Here is a 17,052-nt window from a genome sequence, read left to right on the forward strand (position 1 = left end):
AAGACCCCCTCCGTATTAGCAGAAATGTGGGTATCTTTATGCTACAATCGCAGGCATGAGCCCACTCACCATTACGTATCTGACCTTTGGCGTTGTTCTCTTATTGGCTATTATCTTTGATCTTGGGCTGCTGAGTAAGCGGGAGGCTACCATTTCAATAAAAAAAGCGCTGGTCCAAACCATCTTCTGGGTCGGGCTGGCGATGGCGTTTTTCGTCTTTATCTGGTTTGAGGACGGCCATAAGACGGCCCTGGAATATTTCAGCGCCTATCTGATGGAGTGGAGTCTCAGCATCGACAACATCTTCGTTTTTATCCTCATCTTCTCCTTCTTCCGCGTAAAGCCGGTATATTATGCCCGGGTATTGCTGATCGGTATCATGATGGCCATCGTCCTGCGGATCGTCTTTATCACGGTGGGGATCGCACTGGTGACCCGGTTTCACTGGCTGCTGTATGTCTTTGGCGCCGTCCTGATCTACACGGGTCTGACAATGTTTTTCACCAAACACGACGAAGAGCTGGATGTGGAAGATAACACCGTCTACAAGTTCATGAAACGGCTGTTGCCGCTGACCAGCAGCGATGGCGGGGGAAAAATGCGGGTATTGATCGACGGCAAGCGACGGTACACCACACTCTTCGTAGTGGTGGTATTGCTGGCCAGCACCGACATCGTCTTTGCCGTGGACAGCATTCCCGCCGTATTCGGCATCACCCAGGATAAGCTCGTCATCTATACATCGAATATCTTTGCCGTACTGGGACTCCGGTCCCTGTTCTTTTTGCTCCGGGGTGCCGTGGATAAGTTCAGCCATCTGCAACAGGGGATCGCCGTCGTTCTCGTCTTCGTCGGACTCAAGATGCTCGTGGAATATTTCGATGTGGTGATCCCGGTCTATGTGTCGCTGCTGGTGATCCTGGTCTGTATCTCGGGCGGGATCCTGTATTCCCTTTGGGTCAACAGCCGAAACAAAGCAAAAGATGGGGTATAGTATCGAATATATAGCAAATGCAGTGGGCGGCGCCCTGATAAAAGGGCATGGCGACGCCACTATCGAATACTTGCTGCCCGACAGCCGCCGGCTGGTCTTCCCGGCTGCCTCGCTGTTCTTTGCGCTCCACGGGCCACGACGGGACGGTCACCTCTTCATAAAAGAACTCTACAAAAGCGGCGTAAGGAATTTTGTGGTGCAGCGCGAGGTTGACCTGCCGGGCGCCAACCTGATCCTGGTAAAAGACACCCTCCTTGCCCTGCAGCAACTGGCCGCGGCACACCGCCGGCAGTTCTCCCTCCCCGTCATCGGCATCACCGGCAGCAACGGCAAGACCATTATAAAGGAATGGCTGAATCAACTGCTGGAGGAAGACTACTTCATCGTCCGCAGCCCCAAAAGCTATAATTCCCAAACCGGCGTACCGCTTAGCGTTTGGCAGATAGGCCCTCAGCATCAACTGGCTATCTTCGAGGCCGGTATCTCCCGGTCCGGTGAGATGCAACGGCTGGAACCCATCATCCACCCCACCATCGGCGTGTTCACAAATATCGGCGAAGCGCATAGCGAAGGGTTCGGCAGCCTGGATGAAAAGGCGGCAGAGAAGATGAAGCTGTTTGAACACGTGGAGACGCTGGTGTATTGCAGCGGTCAGCCGGAGGTAGCACAAGCCGTAGCATCGGCTGTCCGGGCCCGCGGAAACAAAGGCAGTCCAAAACTTTTTTCCTGGGGCCTGGGCACAGACACGGCGATGAGCATTCTCGCCATGGAAAAGCGGGAAGGCTGGACCAGGGTACGCCTGGTGTGCGGAGATAAAGACCTTTCGCTGAACATCCCGTTTACGGACGGGGCATCGATAGAAAATGCCCTGCATTGTGTAGCCGTACTCCTCGTGCTGGGGCGCTCCGCAGAGGTCATAAAGACAAGGCTGGCCCGGCTCGCGCCGATCGCCATGCGGCTGGAGCTGAAAAGCGGCATCAACCATTGTTCGGTCATCAATGACAGTTATAGCGCCGATCTCAATTCGCTGTCCATCGCACTGGACTTTCTCGCGCAGCAACAACAACACAACAAACGCACCGTCATCCTTTCCGATCTGCTCGGGAGCGGCCGGAACGAAAGCGAGCTATATGCCATCATCGCACAGGTGCTGGGGACAAAACAGGTGGACCGGCTCATCGGGATCGGTCCGCGCATCGGCGCCAATGCAGTTGCTTTCGGCCGATGGTTCCCGGGAGAAGCGGTTTTCTATCCCACCGTGGAGGCATTTCGTACCGACCTGGGCCGCCTTCATTTCCGCGACGAAACGATCCTGATAAAAGGAGCCCGTGTTTTTGAGTTCGAAGCGATCGACCGCCTGCTGACGGAGCAGATCCATCAAACCGTAATGGAAGTGGATCTGAACGCGATGGCGCAGAATTTGCGCCAGTTTCGCCAATTGTTGCAACCCGCTACCCGCGTGATGGCGATGGTAAAGGCCTTTGGCTATGGCAGCGGCAGTTTCGAGATTGCCAATCTTCTGCAGTTCCATGGCATCGATTGGCTGGGCGTCGCCTATGCCGATGAAGGGGTCACCCTTCGGAAGGGTGGGATTCGCGTACCCATCATGGTGATGAACACCGAGAACAGCAGCTTCGACCTGCTGGTGGAATATAATCTCCAACCCGTGATCTATTCCTTTTCGCTGTTGCGCACCTTCGATCACTGGTTGAAGCGCGAAGGGATCGTCTCATTCCCCGTTCATCTGGAGGTGGAGACGGGGATGAACAGACTGGGATTTCCCTCGGAGGAGATCGACCAGCTGTTGCGAACCTTGCCCTCCACGGCTTTTACCGTGCTAAGCGTCTTCAGCCATTTTGCCGCAAGCGAAGAAGCCGGCCAGGACGCCTTCTCCCGGCGACAGGCGGAGACCTACACCTCCATGGCGGACAGGATCGAAAGGGCGCTGGGTTATTCCTTTCTCCGGCATCTCGCCAATTCAGCGGGGATCATCCGTTATCCGCAGTGCCAGATGGATATGGTGCGACTGGGCATCGGGCTGTATGGCATCGACCCCACAGGTTCCACGGAGCTTGGATTGCAGGAAGTGTCGACCCTGAAGACCACGATCGCCCAGATAAAACATCTATACCCCGGAGACACGATCGGCTACAGTCGCAAAGGCATCGCGACGGCGGGGACGGTTACGGCCACGGTCCGCATCGGGTATGCCGATGGCTATTCGCGGAGCCTTGGCAATGGGGTGGGGAAGATGTGGGTCAATGGCCGGCTCGCGCCGACGATCGGTGTCATAAGCATGGACATGACGATCATCGATATTACCGGCATCCCCGATGTAAAAGAGGGCGATGAAGTGGTCGTTTTCGGCAAACAACTATCTGTCAGTCTGTTAGCGGCTTGGTCCCAGACGATACCCTACGAAATTTTAACAAGCGTGTCGCAGCGCGTAAAGCGCGTGTATTTTGAAGACTAGCCTTTGGTGCGTCGGTATTCAATGAGCAGGATTTCCTATATTTGAACTTCTATTGGTGAATAATCTTAATCTGTTGTAAGTGAAGGCCAGAAGCATTTTTTTAATCGTATTGTTGATCATTGTCGCCGATCAGTCCCTGAAAATTTGGGTGAAAACACATATGCCCTTGAGCCATCCGGCGGATTTCTATCGCGATCCGGTGTCGCCCTACGACAACGGAATAAAACTGGTGGGCGACAAAGCGCAGATATACTTTGTCGAGAACGAAGGAATGGCCTGGGGCTGGAAATTCGGCGGCAGCTGGGGCAAAATGGCGCTGACCCTGTTTCGCCTCGTGGCCGTCATCTTCGGCGTCTACTATATCCAGACCATCATCAAAAAAAAATATCACCGCGGCTTTATCATCTGCGCGGGACTCATCTTCGCCGGGGCGCTCGGCAATCTTCTCGATAGTATGTTCTATGGGCTCATCTTCGAGCACAGTACCTATGACCATGTGGCAAAGATCTTTCCCAAACATGGGTACACCTCCTTCCTGCATGGCCGGGTAGTGGATATGCTCTATTTCCCGATCATAAAAACGCATTATCCGGGCTGGTTTCCATTTGTAGGCGGAGAAGAGTTTGAATTTTTTAGCCCCGTCTTCAACCTGGCGGACGCCTCCATATCGGTTGGCGTGATTGCCATCCTTCTCTTCCAGAAACGTTTTTTCCACAAACGGCCCGGCCACGCCACCCCCGCACTTGACGAACAAGGCAAAGTGGATGCGGTGCAGGCCTGACGGCCCCGCCAAAAAAACAGGGCCGCACGAAGCGGCCCCTTCCAGAGGATAGTACCTGCGCGGTTTACTGGTTAACGAGGTTCTTCACCTTTACTAATTTTTGGCTTACCAGCTGATCATTGAACTGGATCTGCAGGGCATACGCGCCCGGCGGCAGAGAGCCAAGATCGTAGACGGTGAAGCTGTTCAATCCTTGGGTCAGCGACTGACGCACACGGCGCAGATACCGGCCATACATATCAACAAGACTGATAGTGGCCACCCCATTGGCCGGGGCGGTCAACTCCATGTTGAGGTGATCGGTAAAGGGATTCTGCACGCTGCGAACTTCGAAAGACAGGTTACTGTTGCTAAGGAGTACAAGACCACTGTTTCTACGGGCCGAAAGGACGATCATATCTATCCGGTAATAGGTCTGGGGACCAACGGGTTTTGGATCAGAAAAAGTATAGGCAGCCCCACCGCCATCGCCGCCGGCGGCCGGCAGGGTGACCAGTGTCGTAAAATGCACCCCGTCGTCACTCCGCATCACGGCATAGGCCAGGTTGCTCACTTCATTACTGGTCGTCCATTGCAGATTGCCAAGCCCGTCTTTCACCTTGCCGTTAAAGGAGAGGATCGTGGTGGGCAGGACGGTCATACAGTTGACACCAAATACAAATTTGGGTTGGTTGGTCGTAAAAAAACAACCGGTCGTATTGAGGTTCGAATCCGTACTGGCCACGATCAGCCGGTAGATCGTTACAGAATTGGTGGCCGATATCCGGTAAAACCGGGTAACGGTATCGACATACTGGCCGGTCATCATATTATACACGGGGATCACCGTTCCATGGGCGGCACGGCCCAGGGTGTCCAGCGGAGGCGTGACCCAGGTAGCGCCGTTGTCATTACTCTGCTCCATCTTCCATTGCGTATAGTTACCGACGTAAGACGAGATCCGAAACTTAATGGAGTCGTCCGCACCCTGACAAAGCGTATCCGGCCGGTCGGGAGTCAACAGCAGATCGGGCGGGCAGGTCGCCAGGGTGATATCATCAAGCGCCCAGTCGTTACCGCCGCCACCCGAGGCATTGTTGCGGATCGAGATAGTGATGGAGTTCTGATTCGGCCCGGTCAGCAGGACAAAGCCTCGTTGCTGCCAGCCCACCGTATCAAGCTGACCCGTACTCATCCGGTCGAGTCCGTCTACCACAAGCGTAAGGTTGGGCAATACCCCCGGCGTGTATTCGGCAACACCCGCCGTGTCGATGCCGCAGTTGGGACAGACGTTCTTGAACCACGCCGAGAATTGGTAATAGGTATTCGGACAAAGGCCGGCGATCACCTGGTGATAGGCTTCACTGGTCGCAAGGTCGGCATTGACGAGCAGCATATAGCCGGCGTTCGTATTGTCGTCGGGCGGTGCATTACCCGCCGCGGTTGTCGTACCGGTATGGTCACCCGCGATATACCAGAACCCGCCAAATTCCCGGTTGGCGCAGGCCAGCGGGCTGCCGGCAGGCGGCGATCCGCAACTGGGTTTACGATTGGCGCCCGGGACAGTGGAACTGGTCGGGCTTACGTTATTGACGATGGCATAAAAACCGTCATTGATAGTCGTCGAAGTATTGCTCGTGGGCAGATAGGTATAGCCCGGGATGAGGTAGCTCGGCGGAGCACTACGGTTGCGCCCTACTCCAATCCCAAACGTACCACCGGATTCGGCGGCGAAGTTCGTACTGGAGCCGTTGGCGCAGAGGGTACTGGGTTTTTGGATCAATATCTTATAAGGAGTGGCATAAAGAAAACTGTCGACAAAGGTAGTGCTGCTGGTGCGATAGGCGATGACCCCGCCGCCGAGCGTAATGGTGTCGCCATAGGCACCGGTGACCAACACCCGAAAAGCCGTCGTGGTAAGCGTACCCTGCGAAAATCTCGGCAGCGTGGTATTACCCGTGATCGTACCCGCACCATTGGAGTTGGACGTCGCCATGGGCATGATGCCGGCCGGCGCCGAAGAACCCGTACCGAGGTTGATCCTTATCTGATAGCCGCCCGCATAGGCAGGACTGGGATTATATGTGCCGGGATCGGAGTCGGAAGTCTGCGAATAGTGACGCATGATCAGGCCTTCATTGCTGATAAGCATCAGACTGTCGGTTCCCTTCATGATCGTATTGCTCGGGACACTGTCATAGTACCGGACCTTGTACATCTTGCCGCTGTTCCGGTAGCTTTGATTGACATAGAAGTTGACCCGGATCTCCAGCGAGTCGCCGGGCTCAACGGGCCCCCCAACAGTCTTTTTGCTGAGATTGATATAGCTGTTACCCCACTTGAGCATAGCAGTAGCCTGCGCATGTGTATAATTGCGAAAGAAAAGAATGATTAGCAACGCCCCTGCAAACCTGCGAAGCACAGGCCCGGCGGGTAGAATTGTTTTCATGGATACTTACATTTTCAAGGGTTATCGGACTACTTACGGAAAACAATACGTTGTAAAGATAGGTTGAATAACGGTGGCCAGCAATCGTATAATTACCTCCGTCCTAAGGGAATATACTATTTTACTATTTGATAATTATGTCTTACTTTGTTATTGCGCGATGAACACCTCACTCTATCGTCTGTTTACTTACCTGGGCCTGTGCGCATCTCTGAAGCCTTCCGCGCAACCTACGCTTACCCTCCCCACCCATCCCCCGCCTGATGAGTGCAACCCCATGCCGCAATTGATTAACAAAGTGTTAATAGATTAGCGCGCATCTTGCACCACTAAAAAGAATTTCGTAAATTTGTGTAGTTTTTACACTAAGATTTGTGGAGTTTGCTTGCCGTACCAAAATCGATTTTAATCCTAATACCCTCAATAACCGTTTTTACAATGCAATCTCTACATGATATGACGGGCAATATGCCGTCATCTGAATTCCCGGGCATAAACCCGTCATCCGGATCCTCGCTCTCCTGTCCCATCTGTGGCCAGGCCCTCTACGCTACCGACAAGGGGAATTGTGAAGTCACCTATCATTGCAGTTCGGCTGAAGCCCGCTTCTGGGATTTCGACCGGGGCACCGTGGCCCAACATAAGGCCAAGGAGCACTGGGATCGATCGATCCGGGAAGTGTTTCTCAGCAGAGGATAGGCCGGCGATGCAAATAATCCGTTAAAAAACCCGGCACTTTCGCCGGGGTAGGGGTTTTTACCCGCTATATTACGGGCCTATTGTAATATTTTTGGTGCTAACGCGACTAAAAAAGTAAAAGAATGTCGGCTCACCATGTTTTCGTTCTCATACTCGTCCAACTCTTCCTTCTCCTAAGTCCTTCCATCGGTGTTTATAAACTCTTTGAAAAAGCCGGCGTGCCGGGATGGAAAGCCTTTGTGCCGCTTTATAACACCTGGGTAATGATGACCCTCGCGGAAAGACCGCGGCATTGGGTCTTCTGGCAACTCATTCCCGTGGTAGGCTGGTTCATGACAATGGGCATCTACGTGGAGTATGTAAAAGTGTATGGGAAGTTTCATTTTTATGAGCATGCCCTGGCGTCCCTGTTTCCATTGGCCTATTTTCCCTACCTGGGTTGGGATGCTAAAACAAAATACATCGGCGGCGCGGCTGCGCGCAAACATAAAAAAAGCAAGACCCGCGAATGGATCGACGCCGGCGTTTTTGCAGTAGTGGCTGCGACGCTGATCCGCACCTTTGTTTTTGAAGCGTATGTGATCCCCACCGGATCGATGGAAAAAACCTTGCTGGTGAACGACTACCTGTTTGTCAGCAAGTTTGCATACGGACCCCGCATCCCGATGACCCCGCTGTCCATCCCCTTCGTTCACAATACCCTGCCGCTCGTCAATCGCAAGTCCTACGTGGAATGGATCGAGTTGCCCTATGTCCGCTGGTTCGAAAGCCCCGTGAAACGGGAGGACGTCGTCGTCTTCAACTTCCCCGAAGGCGATACCCTGATCAACCTGCCTGCCTATCAGTCCGCCGACCCATATTACGACGTGATCCGGCGCCTGGGTAATGGCAATTCCGACTCCGGCCGCCAGATCGTGCTGGGCGATCCCGACCAATACCCGCTGATCCTGCACCCCCCCGATAAAGAGGAGAACTATATCAAACGCTGTACGGCCATCGCCGGCGACACCATTCAGCTAAAGGACCAGGTCATCTATATCAACGGCAAGGCGCAACCGCTTCCGCCGGAATCGCAGACCAAATGTATCGTAAAGACCCACGGCCAGCCGCTGGACGAAACAGTGATGCAGGATGAGTATAACCTCGATATCACCGATCCATCCGAACTTTCATCCACCAACAATCCCAACGAATACCAGGTGCTGCTGACGGCTGCGGCAAGAGATAAGCTGCTGAAAAACGGCGTCGCAGTAAGTATCACCCCCCTCCTGGACTCCACCACGCCGGTCTGGCCCTATTCACCGCTGGTATCCTGGAAAGTGGATAATTATGGTCCGCTATTCATCCCGAAACGCGGCAGCACGATCCAGCTGAACCCGACAACCTATACGCTCTATCAACGCGCCATCCGGGTCTACGAGGGAAACAAATTCGAGTTTCACGACGGGAAATATTTTCTCAACGACCAGGAGGTTCACAGCTATACCTTCCGCTATAACTATTACTGGATGATGGGTGACAACCGGCACGAAAGCCAGGACTCCCGCTTTTGGGGGGTTGTCCCCGAGACGATGATCGTCGGCGAAGCCTCCCTTATCTGGATGAGCTGGGGCAAGGGCATCCGCTGGAACCGCCTCTTCAGCCGCATCAAATAAAAAAACCCGCCTGGACGGCGGGTTTTTTTATTTGAGGTCGTTATTCCCTTAGTTTTTATCCCAGAATAATTTTGTCTCTACCTTGTCTCCGCCGATGGCCGAAGCCGCCTGCGTATAATTAGTCCCATTCACGGTCTGCTCACTCACTGGATAATACAACCGGTTCGGGAAACCGGATACCGCACCCACCGGCGCCGGCAACACGGGGTAATCCAGTCTCCTGAGATCGATCCATTCGTGATCGGGATGATTATACAACGAGATCCATTTCTGCCGGGCGATCTTCTGAAGGTCGGTGCCGCCCGTGGCGGTAGCATAAGCAACCGTAGGTTCGGCAAGATAACGCGTTACCGAACTGTCGGCGCCGCCCCAGTACTTGATACTTTGACGGATGCCCTCATTGTAGTGGCTCTCGACGGTGCCGCCTACATTATAGCCTCTTGCGACGGCTTCCGCGCGGAGGAATTCCATTTCGGAATAATCCAGCACGACATATGAAAGATTGGATGCGCTGTCTTTTGTTGAAGGTCCCGATACCGTCGAATAGGTGGTTTGGACACCCATAACGGCACCTACATACTTTCCGGTGGAACTGGCCTTGCCGTAAAAGGAGGTCAGACGCGGGTCCGCATTGGAGAGCAACTGGTCCATCATGGTCTTGGGCGCGACATAGTCATTGCGCTTGGCCACCACAAAGTTTGAGTACATGGGGTTGTTGCTCGGCTGGGAGCCATATTTCATGATACAATTCTGTGCGGTTGAGGTCATGGCGTTGGGACTCGCGGCTTCCACCACACTCTTTGACGTGGTAGGATCGACATCCGCCAGCGTCATCCCCATCACCACTTTCAGCGAATTGGCGAAGGTGATCCAGTTGGGGATATTTCCGCCAAACCACAGGTCTTCGGACAGGGCAAAACCATTCCCCCCGGTACTCAGATTGGCAAGATCATTGTCGAGGCGTTTGAGCAGGTCCATGTAGATCGCCTGCTGGTCGTCGTATTTCGGGAAGAGATTATCCGGGTTCAGCGCCTGGCTGTAGGGAATATTGCCATAAGAGGTCACCAGGATATACCAGGCATATACCGCCGTGATATCGACGCAGGCCCGACGGTTGGTGATGGTAGCGACTGAATTGGTCGCATCCGGAATTGTGGTGCTAAGGATGCTGTCCGATCTCTTCAGGTTGTTGAGACAACTTTCGTATAGGGTATTCCACTGCGTATTGGGCATGCCCGCGGTTTGGAAATTATACTGTGCGTTGTCCTCGATGATCGCCTGGGCCATATAATTCACGATATGCAGGGTGATATTGCCACCTCCATTGGCCGCCAGTTGATTCGTCAGGGCAAGGGTGCCATCGGTGAACAGCGGAGCGGCGGGGACTACAGCGGCTTTCTTTGTCTGATTATTATAGGAGTCGATATCCTTCGTACAAGCTCCAAGGAGCAATAGGCCCGGAAGTATATATAATATTGATTTCTTCATGTTGCTGATTTTAGAATTGCATTTTTAGGTTTAACCCAACCGAGCGGACGGTAGGATAGCTGCCGAATTGAAGACCTGAGTTGGCATTGCCGGCGGAAGCGGCGTCTTCGGGATCGGCCATTGGGAGATTCTTGTGGATGAGCCAGAGATTACGCCCAATGAGCTGGATGTCGATGCCTTTTATCACTCTTGATGCATTTCCCAATCTGGCGCCGGGAATATGATAGCCCAGGGACAACTCACGCAGCTTGACATAGCTGGCATCATACGCAAAATCCGGCGGGGGCAGCAACAGGCTGTTGCCGGAAGTGATCGCCGTGCGGGTCGTATTCGGCGTGCCATCGGCTTTCACACCCTTCAGGATGATACCCCCGTTTTGTGCAAGGGGCAGGCGCTTGTCGTTGCCAAGGTCGTTCTTGCCAACCGTGGTGGGCGAGATACCTGACTGCTGAGCATAGTATTGATCCAACGACCATACCGTACCACCCATCCGGGCATCGACCAGGAAGGATAGATTAAAGTTCTTGTACTTGAAATTGTTCGTGACGCCACCGATCCAGTCGGGGTTGAAGTTTCCGAGGACGTTGGTGGTAGTCGTGGTCAGCAGGTAAGCGCTTCCGTCATTGCTGACGACCTTCTGACCCTTGAGATACTGATAGGTCTGGCCGAAAATTTGACCGTAGGGCTTGCCGACCGTTGCGTTGGTAGAAATGCTGGCCTGGAACGTTGCCAGCTGAAGATTGGTGGCGCCGCTGTTCAGAGAAAGCAACTTATTCCGGTTGCGTGTCCAGTTGGCGGTAATTTCCCAGGAGAAGTTTCTGGTTTTCACCGGCGTACCGTAAACCGTCACCTCAAAACCCTGGTTCTGCAGATTACCGGCATTGACGTATTTGGAGGCGTATCCGGTGGAAGTCGTTATGGCAATCGGCAGGATCTGGTCGACCGTATTGGTGTGATAGAAGCTTACATCAAAACCGACACGGCTTTTCAGGAAGCTCATCTCGAGACCGATTTCCTTGCTGTTCGTTCTTTCGGGCTTCAGAGCGTCGTTGTTCTTGGTAGTCGGCAGCGCAAACAGGACACTGGAGGTAGTGCCGGCGACAAACGGATTGGGCTGGTTATACACGTCCTGGATACTGCCCCAGTTTGCATCATTACCGACCGTAGCGTAGTTGGCCCGGAGTTTACCCGAAGAGATCCAGGAGACATCCTTCAAATGCTGGTAGAACTGCCAGCTGCCGGAAATAGCATAGTAGTTGTAAGCGTTGGCATCGACGGGAAGGGTGGAAGACCGGTCCCGGCGGAAGCTTCCGTCAAGGCTAAGGAAATCGCGATAGGTCAGCGTTGCACCGGCGAAATATCCATCGACGGCCTTAGGAGTGCTGGTTTCAGTGGGTGCAGAGATTGCGCCTACCGAATTGGAGATCGCATAGAGACCGGGAATGATCAGGCCACCCGTTGTGCCTTGATTGACCGAGGCGATGACGTCCCTGCGCATGTTGACGCCTAAAAGACCGTTGAGCTTGAAATCCTTGTTGATATCCTTATTCATCGTGGCGATGAGGTCATAGTTCAACTCGCGGAAAGAGGAGTTGAACCGGCTGTACATCGGGGTCCCGATGCTGCCGACCGCAAGACGCTCTTCCTGCGCCTGATTGTAGGTATCCAACGATATCCGGCCCATGATGTTCAGCCAGGATAATAACTGATAGTTCAGACTGACATTGCCATAAGTACGGTTACGGGTGTCGTTCTCAAAGTTCTGATAGGCGGTGAACCAGGGGTTATTATACGAGAAAGGAGTGAGTCCGGTAGTGGTAGTGGGATCGCTCCAGTTCCAGGTAATATTTTTCTGGGCTCTTTCATAGGCCTCTTTCTGTTCTTTGTAGTCCACGTTCACCTGGCCATATTCACGGAACTGGGGCATGGAGCTGCGGTTTCCGTCATAGCCGGTGGGATTCCGGCCGACTGTCGATTCCTGCACATAATTGGCCGTTGCCGCGATGGTGATCTTGTCTGTCAACTTATAAGTAGACGCGAAGTTGATCGTATTCCGACCGTCGCTCTGGTTGGGCATATCTCCTACTTCACCGATCCGGCTAAAGCCGAGCTTATAAGACCCCTTTTCGGTGGCGCCATCCAGGAATACGCTTTCGTTATTGGTGACTGCGGTCTTGAAGAAATACTCCGGTCCGTTTTTGCCCGCCACCCAGGGCGTAGCCTTGTGGAAGGTGGGGCTCAACGGGTCGAAGGCATCCCACTGGTAGACCATGATGTTCTTGTCAAACTTAGGTCCCCAGGAACGCGGGGCATTGGTGTTGACGATGAGATCCGGCACCCCGTCGCCCGTGATGTCTTTGGAAATGAAACCTCCGGTAGCTAAATTATCGGAGCGGCCGGCGCCATATTCCTTCTGCCTTGTGACAAAGGTGCTCCTGTCGATCCGGCCGGCGGTGATGCCGGCATTGACGGTGATATTCGTGCCGGCCCTGCCCTTCTTGGTCGTGATCATGATCACCCCATTCGCAGCGCGGGATCCGTAGAGGGCGGTGGCGGCCGCACCCTTCAGCACGTTAATACTCAAAATATCGTCAGGGTTGATATCGGAGGCGGCATTGCCCATATCATATCCGCCGCCGCTGCCCAGACCACCGTTGGTGGACCCGCCTGACACCATTATGGAATTGTCAAGTGGCGCACCGTCGACCACAAACAACGCCTGGTTGTTGAAGCCAAGCGATTTTACCCCGCGGATGACTACGTTGACCGAACCACCAAGGCTGTTGTTCTGACGGATCTCCAAACCGGAGACCTTTCCGGAAAGCCCGTCGGCAAGGTTCGAAACGCGGACCCTGTTGGCCTCATCGCCGCTGATCTGTTGGGCCGCATAAGGCAGGGTGTTCTTGGCCCTTTTGATGCCATAAGCCGTGACTACCACCTGATCCAATTCCTGATTCAATTTTGTAAGGGAGACCGTGATGGAGGTTTGCCCCGTCACGTCAACCGCCTTTTCGGTGTAACCGACTGCGGAGATAATGAGGGTGCCTTTTAGAGATGATTTAATCGTGAAAGTACCGTCTTCGTTCGTTACGACGCCACCCTTGGCGCCACGAAAACGAACAGAGGCTCCCGCAATCGGGTTGCCATTTTCTTCAAGCACTTTGCCTGGTAGGTTAATTGTTTGGGCCATTGCCTGCTGGCATGGAATGCCAAGGGCGAATGCCGCGAATAGCATAAGAAGAATGCTTCTCATAGCAGCTTTTTTTGGTTGTTTAAATGTTTACAGGTAGTCGGCCAAATTTGATTGATTTTCAACAAAGAGCATGTATGGTTTTTACCCGGTTTTGCACGGATATTAACTCGCAAGTCTAAATTTTTGCGTAGTGGTTAACCATTAGCCCTTTAGGGAGGGAATTAAAGCGTAACCCAAAGCGCCGAATCGCCCATATTGTCGTTTTGTGTGATATCGGGATCTAAGGTAATACCGTCCAGCGTCTTCTCCACCTGCTGGATCAGCTGAAACCCTCTCGTATCAACCTCCGGCCCGTTGTAGGCACGCCAATAATGCTGAAAAGAAAGTTCATCATATAACTGCGCCGGGGTAAGAATGACGTCATAACCGACATAAATTCCCGGAACATAGCCGGCCGTATGTACCGCATAGTACCATGCCTGACAATAGGCGATCACATTTTGCGCGGACGTACCCGGGGCCACTCCCTCAAGATCACACCAGAGATTCATCCCCGCGGGCAACCCCACGATCTGTTTTGCATAGGTGGCCGCGTAATTGCCATAAAGCGAACCCAGGTTCGTCGTAGGGTTCCAGCCCGGAAGCGACACATGCTGCACCGGCATCAGGGCAAGCCCCGCCGTAAGAAGGCCAACAGCCTCGGCATTGGTCAGATTGCCCGCCTGTAGATTGGGTACCCGCGGGACATAGCGGATGCAAAAGGCATAGCCGGCATTTTTGAAGCTTTGCGCCTGCTCCGCCGTCAGCGGCGAGTTGACATCGAATCCCGATAAACCGGCGGCCGCCGCCTGCACGCGCCCCGGAAGAGTCAGATCGGCCATAGTAGGATAAGGCTTTTATTTCCCTTATATGAAGGTAACAAATATTATTCGCTGTGCAGTGCCTTTACGGGGTTGCTCAGCGCTGCCTTTATGGCCTGGAAACTGACGGTAAACAAGGTCAGGCCGATCGCCCCCGCGGCCGTGACCGCAAAGATCCACCAGGAGAGGTCGGCCCGATAGGCATAGGTACTCAGCCAGGAATGCATGATAGCATAGGCGATAGGCGCGCCGATCAGCAGCGAGATGCTGACCAGCCAGACGAATTCCCGCGACAGAAGATTCCAGAGATTCAGAACGGAAGCCCCCAACACCTTGCGGATGCCGACTTCCCGGGTGCGTTGCTCGGCGACAAAGGCCGAGAGCCCCAGCAGCCCAAGACAGGAGATAAAAATAGCCAGCAGGGTAAAAGCGCCGGCCAGCTGGCTCACCCGTTCTTCATCCCCAAATTTCCGGGCATAGTCCTGGTCGGCGAAGACATATTCGAAGGGGTCTTCGGGGTCGTATTTTTTCAGGACGGCCTGGATGGCGGCAAGCGCCCGCGACATAGAAGCCTGGGGTCTGACCCGGATATCAAGGGAGTTGATCCGCGAAAAGGAGAGAAAGTCAGAAAGATAGAAGATCATGGGCGCGACAGGCTGGTAGGGCGACTGCGAAACCATATCCTTCACAACGCCGATGACTGTGTACAGGCCGTTATTACCCCATTTCACCACCTCGCCAAGCGGACGGGCAAGGCCCATATATTTGACGGCCGTTTCATTGAGGATGATATTATTGGAGTCCGTGGCAAAGTTGGGCCGGAAGTCACGGCCCCCAACGATCTGCCAGCGGTTCGTCTTGCCGAACTCCGGGGTGACCCCATTGGTGACAAACTCTTCCATCATCGCAGGGTCCTTGCCTTTCCAGCTGAACCCGCTATTGGTAACCCAGGTGTTGGTGATCTCGCTTTGCGATCCGGCGACGCTTTCGATAAAACCCGTTTCCATGAGCGACGCGGTAATCGACGCAGAGTATTTTGTCAGGTCGAGATTCTGCCGCGGGATAAAAAGCAGGCCGCTGCGATCGTAACCGACGGGCCTGTCCTTGACAAATTGAATTTGCCGCAGGATGACAAGGGTGCCGACGATCAGGATGACACTGACGGTAAACTGTACGACGACCAGCGCCTTCCGCGGCAGGGCGGCGAGCTTGCCCACCTTGAAAGTTCCCTTCAGGACTTTCACCGGTTGGAAAGAAGAAAGATACAAGGCAGGGTAGCTGCCCGCAAGCACTGCTGTAAAGCCCGTAAAGGCAAGGCCCGCCAGCCAGAAGCCCGGAGAGGCATAGGGCACATGCATCTTCTTTTGGGCCGTCTCATTGAAAAAGGGCAATAACAACTGCGCGATCCCGATGGCAAAGACAAACGCGAAAAAGGCGATCACGAGCGACTCGCTGTAAAACTGCCCGATGAGTTGTCCGCGCAACGACCCGATAGCCTTACGGATACCCACCTCCTTCGCGCGCTTCTCGCTCCGGGCCGTGCTGAGGTTCATAAAGTTGATACAGGCCAGGATCAGCACGAAGACGGCGATGATCGAGTAGAGCCGGACATACGTGATCCGGCCGCCGGCGCTGACCCCGTCTTTGAAATCGGAATAGAGATGCCAGCGATCCATGGGATGAAGAAAGAGCTCAGGGTTGAAGCGCCGGTCGTTGGGCGCATTGTCACGCTTTACATATTTGATGGCCCTGGAGGCCTGCTCCATAGATACATGATCGTTCAGCTGGACATAGACTCTGAACCAGCTGTTACCCCAGTTCACCCGGGTATCGAGATTTTCCTGCTGGACCTTCAGGGCAAAGGGACAGATATAGTCGGTATTGGCCCAGGAGGAATTGGCCGGCATTTTGGCAAAGACCCCGGTGACGCGCAGCGGATATTTGTTATCGGCCAGGATCGTCTTGCCCATGGGGTCCGCATCGCCAAAAAGGCTTTTCGCCGCCGGCACCGAAAGGATCACGGAGTTGGCATCATCGAGGGCCGTGTTATTGCCGCTGATCATCTTTAGCGAAAGCAGGTCGATAACCGGTGGTTCGAAGCAGTTGCCCAGGAGACTCATTTTCTTCTCGCCAAAAGCCATCAGCCGTTTACTGGCGCCTCCATCCAGAACCACATACTTAAAGAAGCGGCCATATTCTTTGCGCAGTACCGGCGCCAGCTGCATAGCCTCGCCCCACCAGGTCTCCCTGCCCCCGCTGATCGTCTGATTTTGCAGGACCGCCGCGATCTTTTCGTGGCGGACAGGGCCATGATCGAAACTCAGTTCGTCGGCGATCCAAAGTCCGATAAGGATAGCCACGGCCATCCCGATGGCAAGGCCGCCGATATTGATGGCGGTGATCAATCGATTCCGCGCAAGACTGCGAAGCGCGACACGGAGATAATTCTTTAACATGAGACGCCGGTTTATTTTGTTTTCA

Annotated in this window: 10 protein-coding genes; 5 read left to right on the forward strand and 5 right to left on the reverse strand. The window is 53.9% G+C overall.

Going from position 1 to position 17,052, the window contains the following annotated elements; all coding sequences use genetic code 11:
• Window positions 1–55: 55 nt before the first annotated feature.
• From VGM48_RS05540 to VGM48_RS05550, 3 genes are all read left to right on the forward strand, one after another.
• Entirely contained in the window at window positions 56–994 is a 939-nt protein-coding gene (locus VGM48_RS05540; RefSeq protein WP_331576872.1) for a TerC/Alx family metal homeostasis membrane protein, read from the forward strand.
• A complete protein-coding gene (locus VGM48_RS05545) occupies window positions 984–3,467 on the forward strand; it encodes a bifunctional UDP-N-acetylmuramoyl-tripeptide:D-alanyl-D-alanine ligase/alanine racemase (protein WP_331576873.1) in 2,484 nt (827 codons plus the stop codon). Before VGM48_RS05540 ends, VGM48_RS05545 begins: the two co-directional genes overlap by 11 nt.
• Before the next feature lie 79 nt (window positions 3,468–3,546).
• A complete protein-coding gene (locus VGM48_RS05550) occupies window positions 3,547–4,248 on the forward strand; it encodes a lipoprotein signal peptidase (protein ID WP_331576874.1) in 702 nt (233 codons plus the stop codon).
• A 64-nt stretch (window positions 4,249–4,312) separates the two neighbouring features.
• On the opposite strand, the gene VGM48_RS05555 is transcribed toward VGM48_RS05550, so the two are convergent.
• Complete coding sequence (locus VGM48_RS05555; protein WP_331576876.1) at window positions 4,313–6,676, reverse strand: T9SS type A sorting domain-containing protein; 2,364 nt, start codon at window positions 6,674–6,676, stop codon at window positions 4,313–4,315.
• 438 nt (window positions 6,677–7,114) lie between these two features.
• Between VGM48_RS05555 and VGM48_RS05560 the strand changes: the two genes are divergently transcribed.
• Both VGM48_RS05560 and VGM48_RS05565 read left to right on the forward strand, forming a co-directional pair.
• Window positions 7,115–7,375 carry a hypothetical protein gene (locus tag VGM48_RS05560; RefSeq protein ID WP_331576878.1) on the forward strand — a complete coding sequence of 87 codons (261 nt, stop codon included), beginning with the start codon at window positions 7,115–7,117 and terminating at the stop codon, window positions 7,373–7,375.
• A gap of 122 nt (window positions 7,376–7,497) precedes the next feature.
• Window positions 7,498–9,030 (forward strand): S26 family signal peptidase, encoded by a 1,533-nt coding sequence (locus tag VGM48_RS05565; RefSeq protein WP_331576880.1) that lies wholly within the window; start codon window positions 7,498–7,500, stop codon window positions 9,028–9,030.
• 48 nt (window positions 9,031–9,078) lie between these two features.
• Here VGM48_RS05565 and VGM48_RS05570 read toward each other — a convergent pair whose 3' ends face one another.
• The 4 genes from VGM48_RS05570 to VGM48_RS05585 form a co-directional block, all read right to left on the reverse strand.
• Window positions 9,079–10,518: a SusD/RagB family nutrient-binding outer membrane lipoprotein gene (locus tag VGM48_RS05570; protein ID WP_331576882.1), complete on the reverse strand. Its 1,440-nt coding sequence runs from the start codon at window positions 10,516–10,518 to the stop codon at window positions 9,079–9,081.
• A 10-nt stretch (window positions 10,519–10,528) separates the two neighbouring features.
• Window positions 10,529–13,771, reverse strand: a complete 3,243-nt coding sequence (locus VGM48_RS05575; RefSeq protein ID WP_331576884.1) for a SusC/RagA family TonB-linked outer membrane protein — start codon at window positions 13,769–13,771, stop codon at window positions 10,529–10,531.
• A gap of 161 nt (window positions 13,772–13,932) precedes the next feature.
• Window positions 13,933–14,592, reverse strand: a complete 660-nt coding sequence (locus VGM48_RS05580; RefSeq protein WP_331576886.1) for a DUF1906 domain-containing protein — start codon at window positions 14,590–14,592, stop codon at window positions 13,933–13,935.
• 44 nt (window positions 14,593–14,636) lie between these two features.
• The gene (locus VGM48_RS05585) at window positions 14,637–17,027 is read right to left on the reverse strand and encodes an ABC transporter permease (protein WP_331576888.1); all 2,391 of its coding nucleotides are present in this window, start codon (window positions 17,025–17,027) and stop codon (window positions 14,637–14,639) included.
• Window positions 17,028–17,052 lie beyond the last annotated feature (25 nt).

The organism is Puia sp., assembly GCF_036500295.1.
In the GTDB taxonomy this organism is placed as follows: domain Bacteria; phylum Bacteroidota; class Bacteroidia; order Chitinophagales; family Chitinophagaceae; genus Puia.

Excerpts from the sequence above, each read along its gene's own strand:
- VGM48_RS05575 (WP_331576884.1), bottom strand. The coding sequence starts at position 13,771 with ATGAGAAGCATTCTTCTTATGCTATTCGCGGCATTCGCCCTTGGCATT.
- VGM48_RS05565 (WP_331576880.1), top strand. The coding sequence starts at position 7,498 with ATGTCGGCTCACCATGTTTTCGTTCTCATACTCGTCCAACTCTTCCTT.
- VGM48_RS05540 (WP_331576872.1), top strand. The coding sequence starts at position 56 with ATGAGCCCACTCACCATTACGTATCTGACCTTTGGCGTTGTTCTCTTA.
- VGM48_RS05560 (WP_331576878.1), top strand. The coding sequence starts at position 7,115 with ATGCAATCTCTACATGATATGACGGGCAATATGCCGTCATCTGAATTC.
- VGM48_RS05545 (WP_331576873.1), top strand. The coding sequence starts at position 984 with ATGGGGTATAGTATCGAATATATAGCAAATGCAGTGGGCGGCGCCCTG.
- VGM48_RS05555 (WP_331576876.1), bottom strand. The coding sequence starts at position 6,676 with ATGAAAACAATTCTACCCGCCGGGCCTGTGCTTCGCAGGTTTGCAGGG.
- VGM48_RS05585 (WP_331576888.1), bottom strand. The coding sequence starts at position 17,027 with ATGTTAAAGAATTATCTCCGTGTCGCGCTTCGCAGTCTTGCGCGGAAT.
- VGM48_RS05580 (WP_331576886.1), bottom strand. The coding sequence starts at position 14,592 with ATGGCCGATCTGACTCTTCCGGGGCGCGTGCAGGCGGCGGCCGCCGGT.
- VGM48_RS05570 (WP_331576882.1), bottom strand. The coding sequence starts at position 10,518 with ATGAAGAAATCAATATTATATATACTTCCGGGCCTATTGCTCCTTGGA.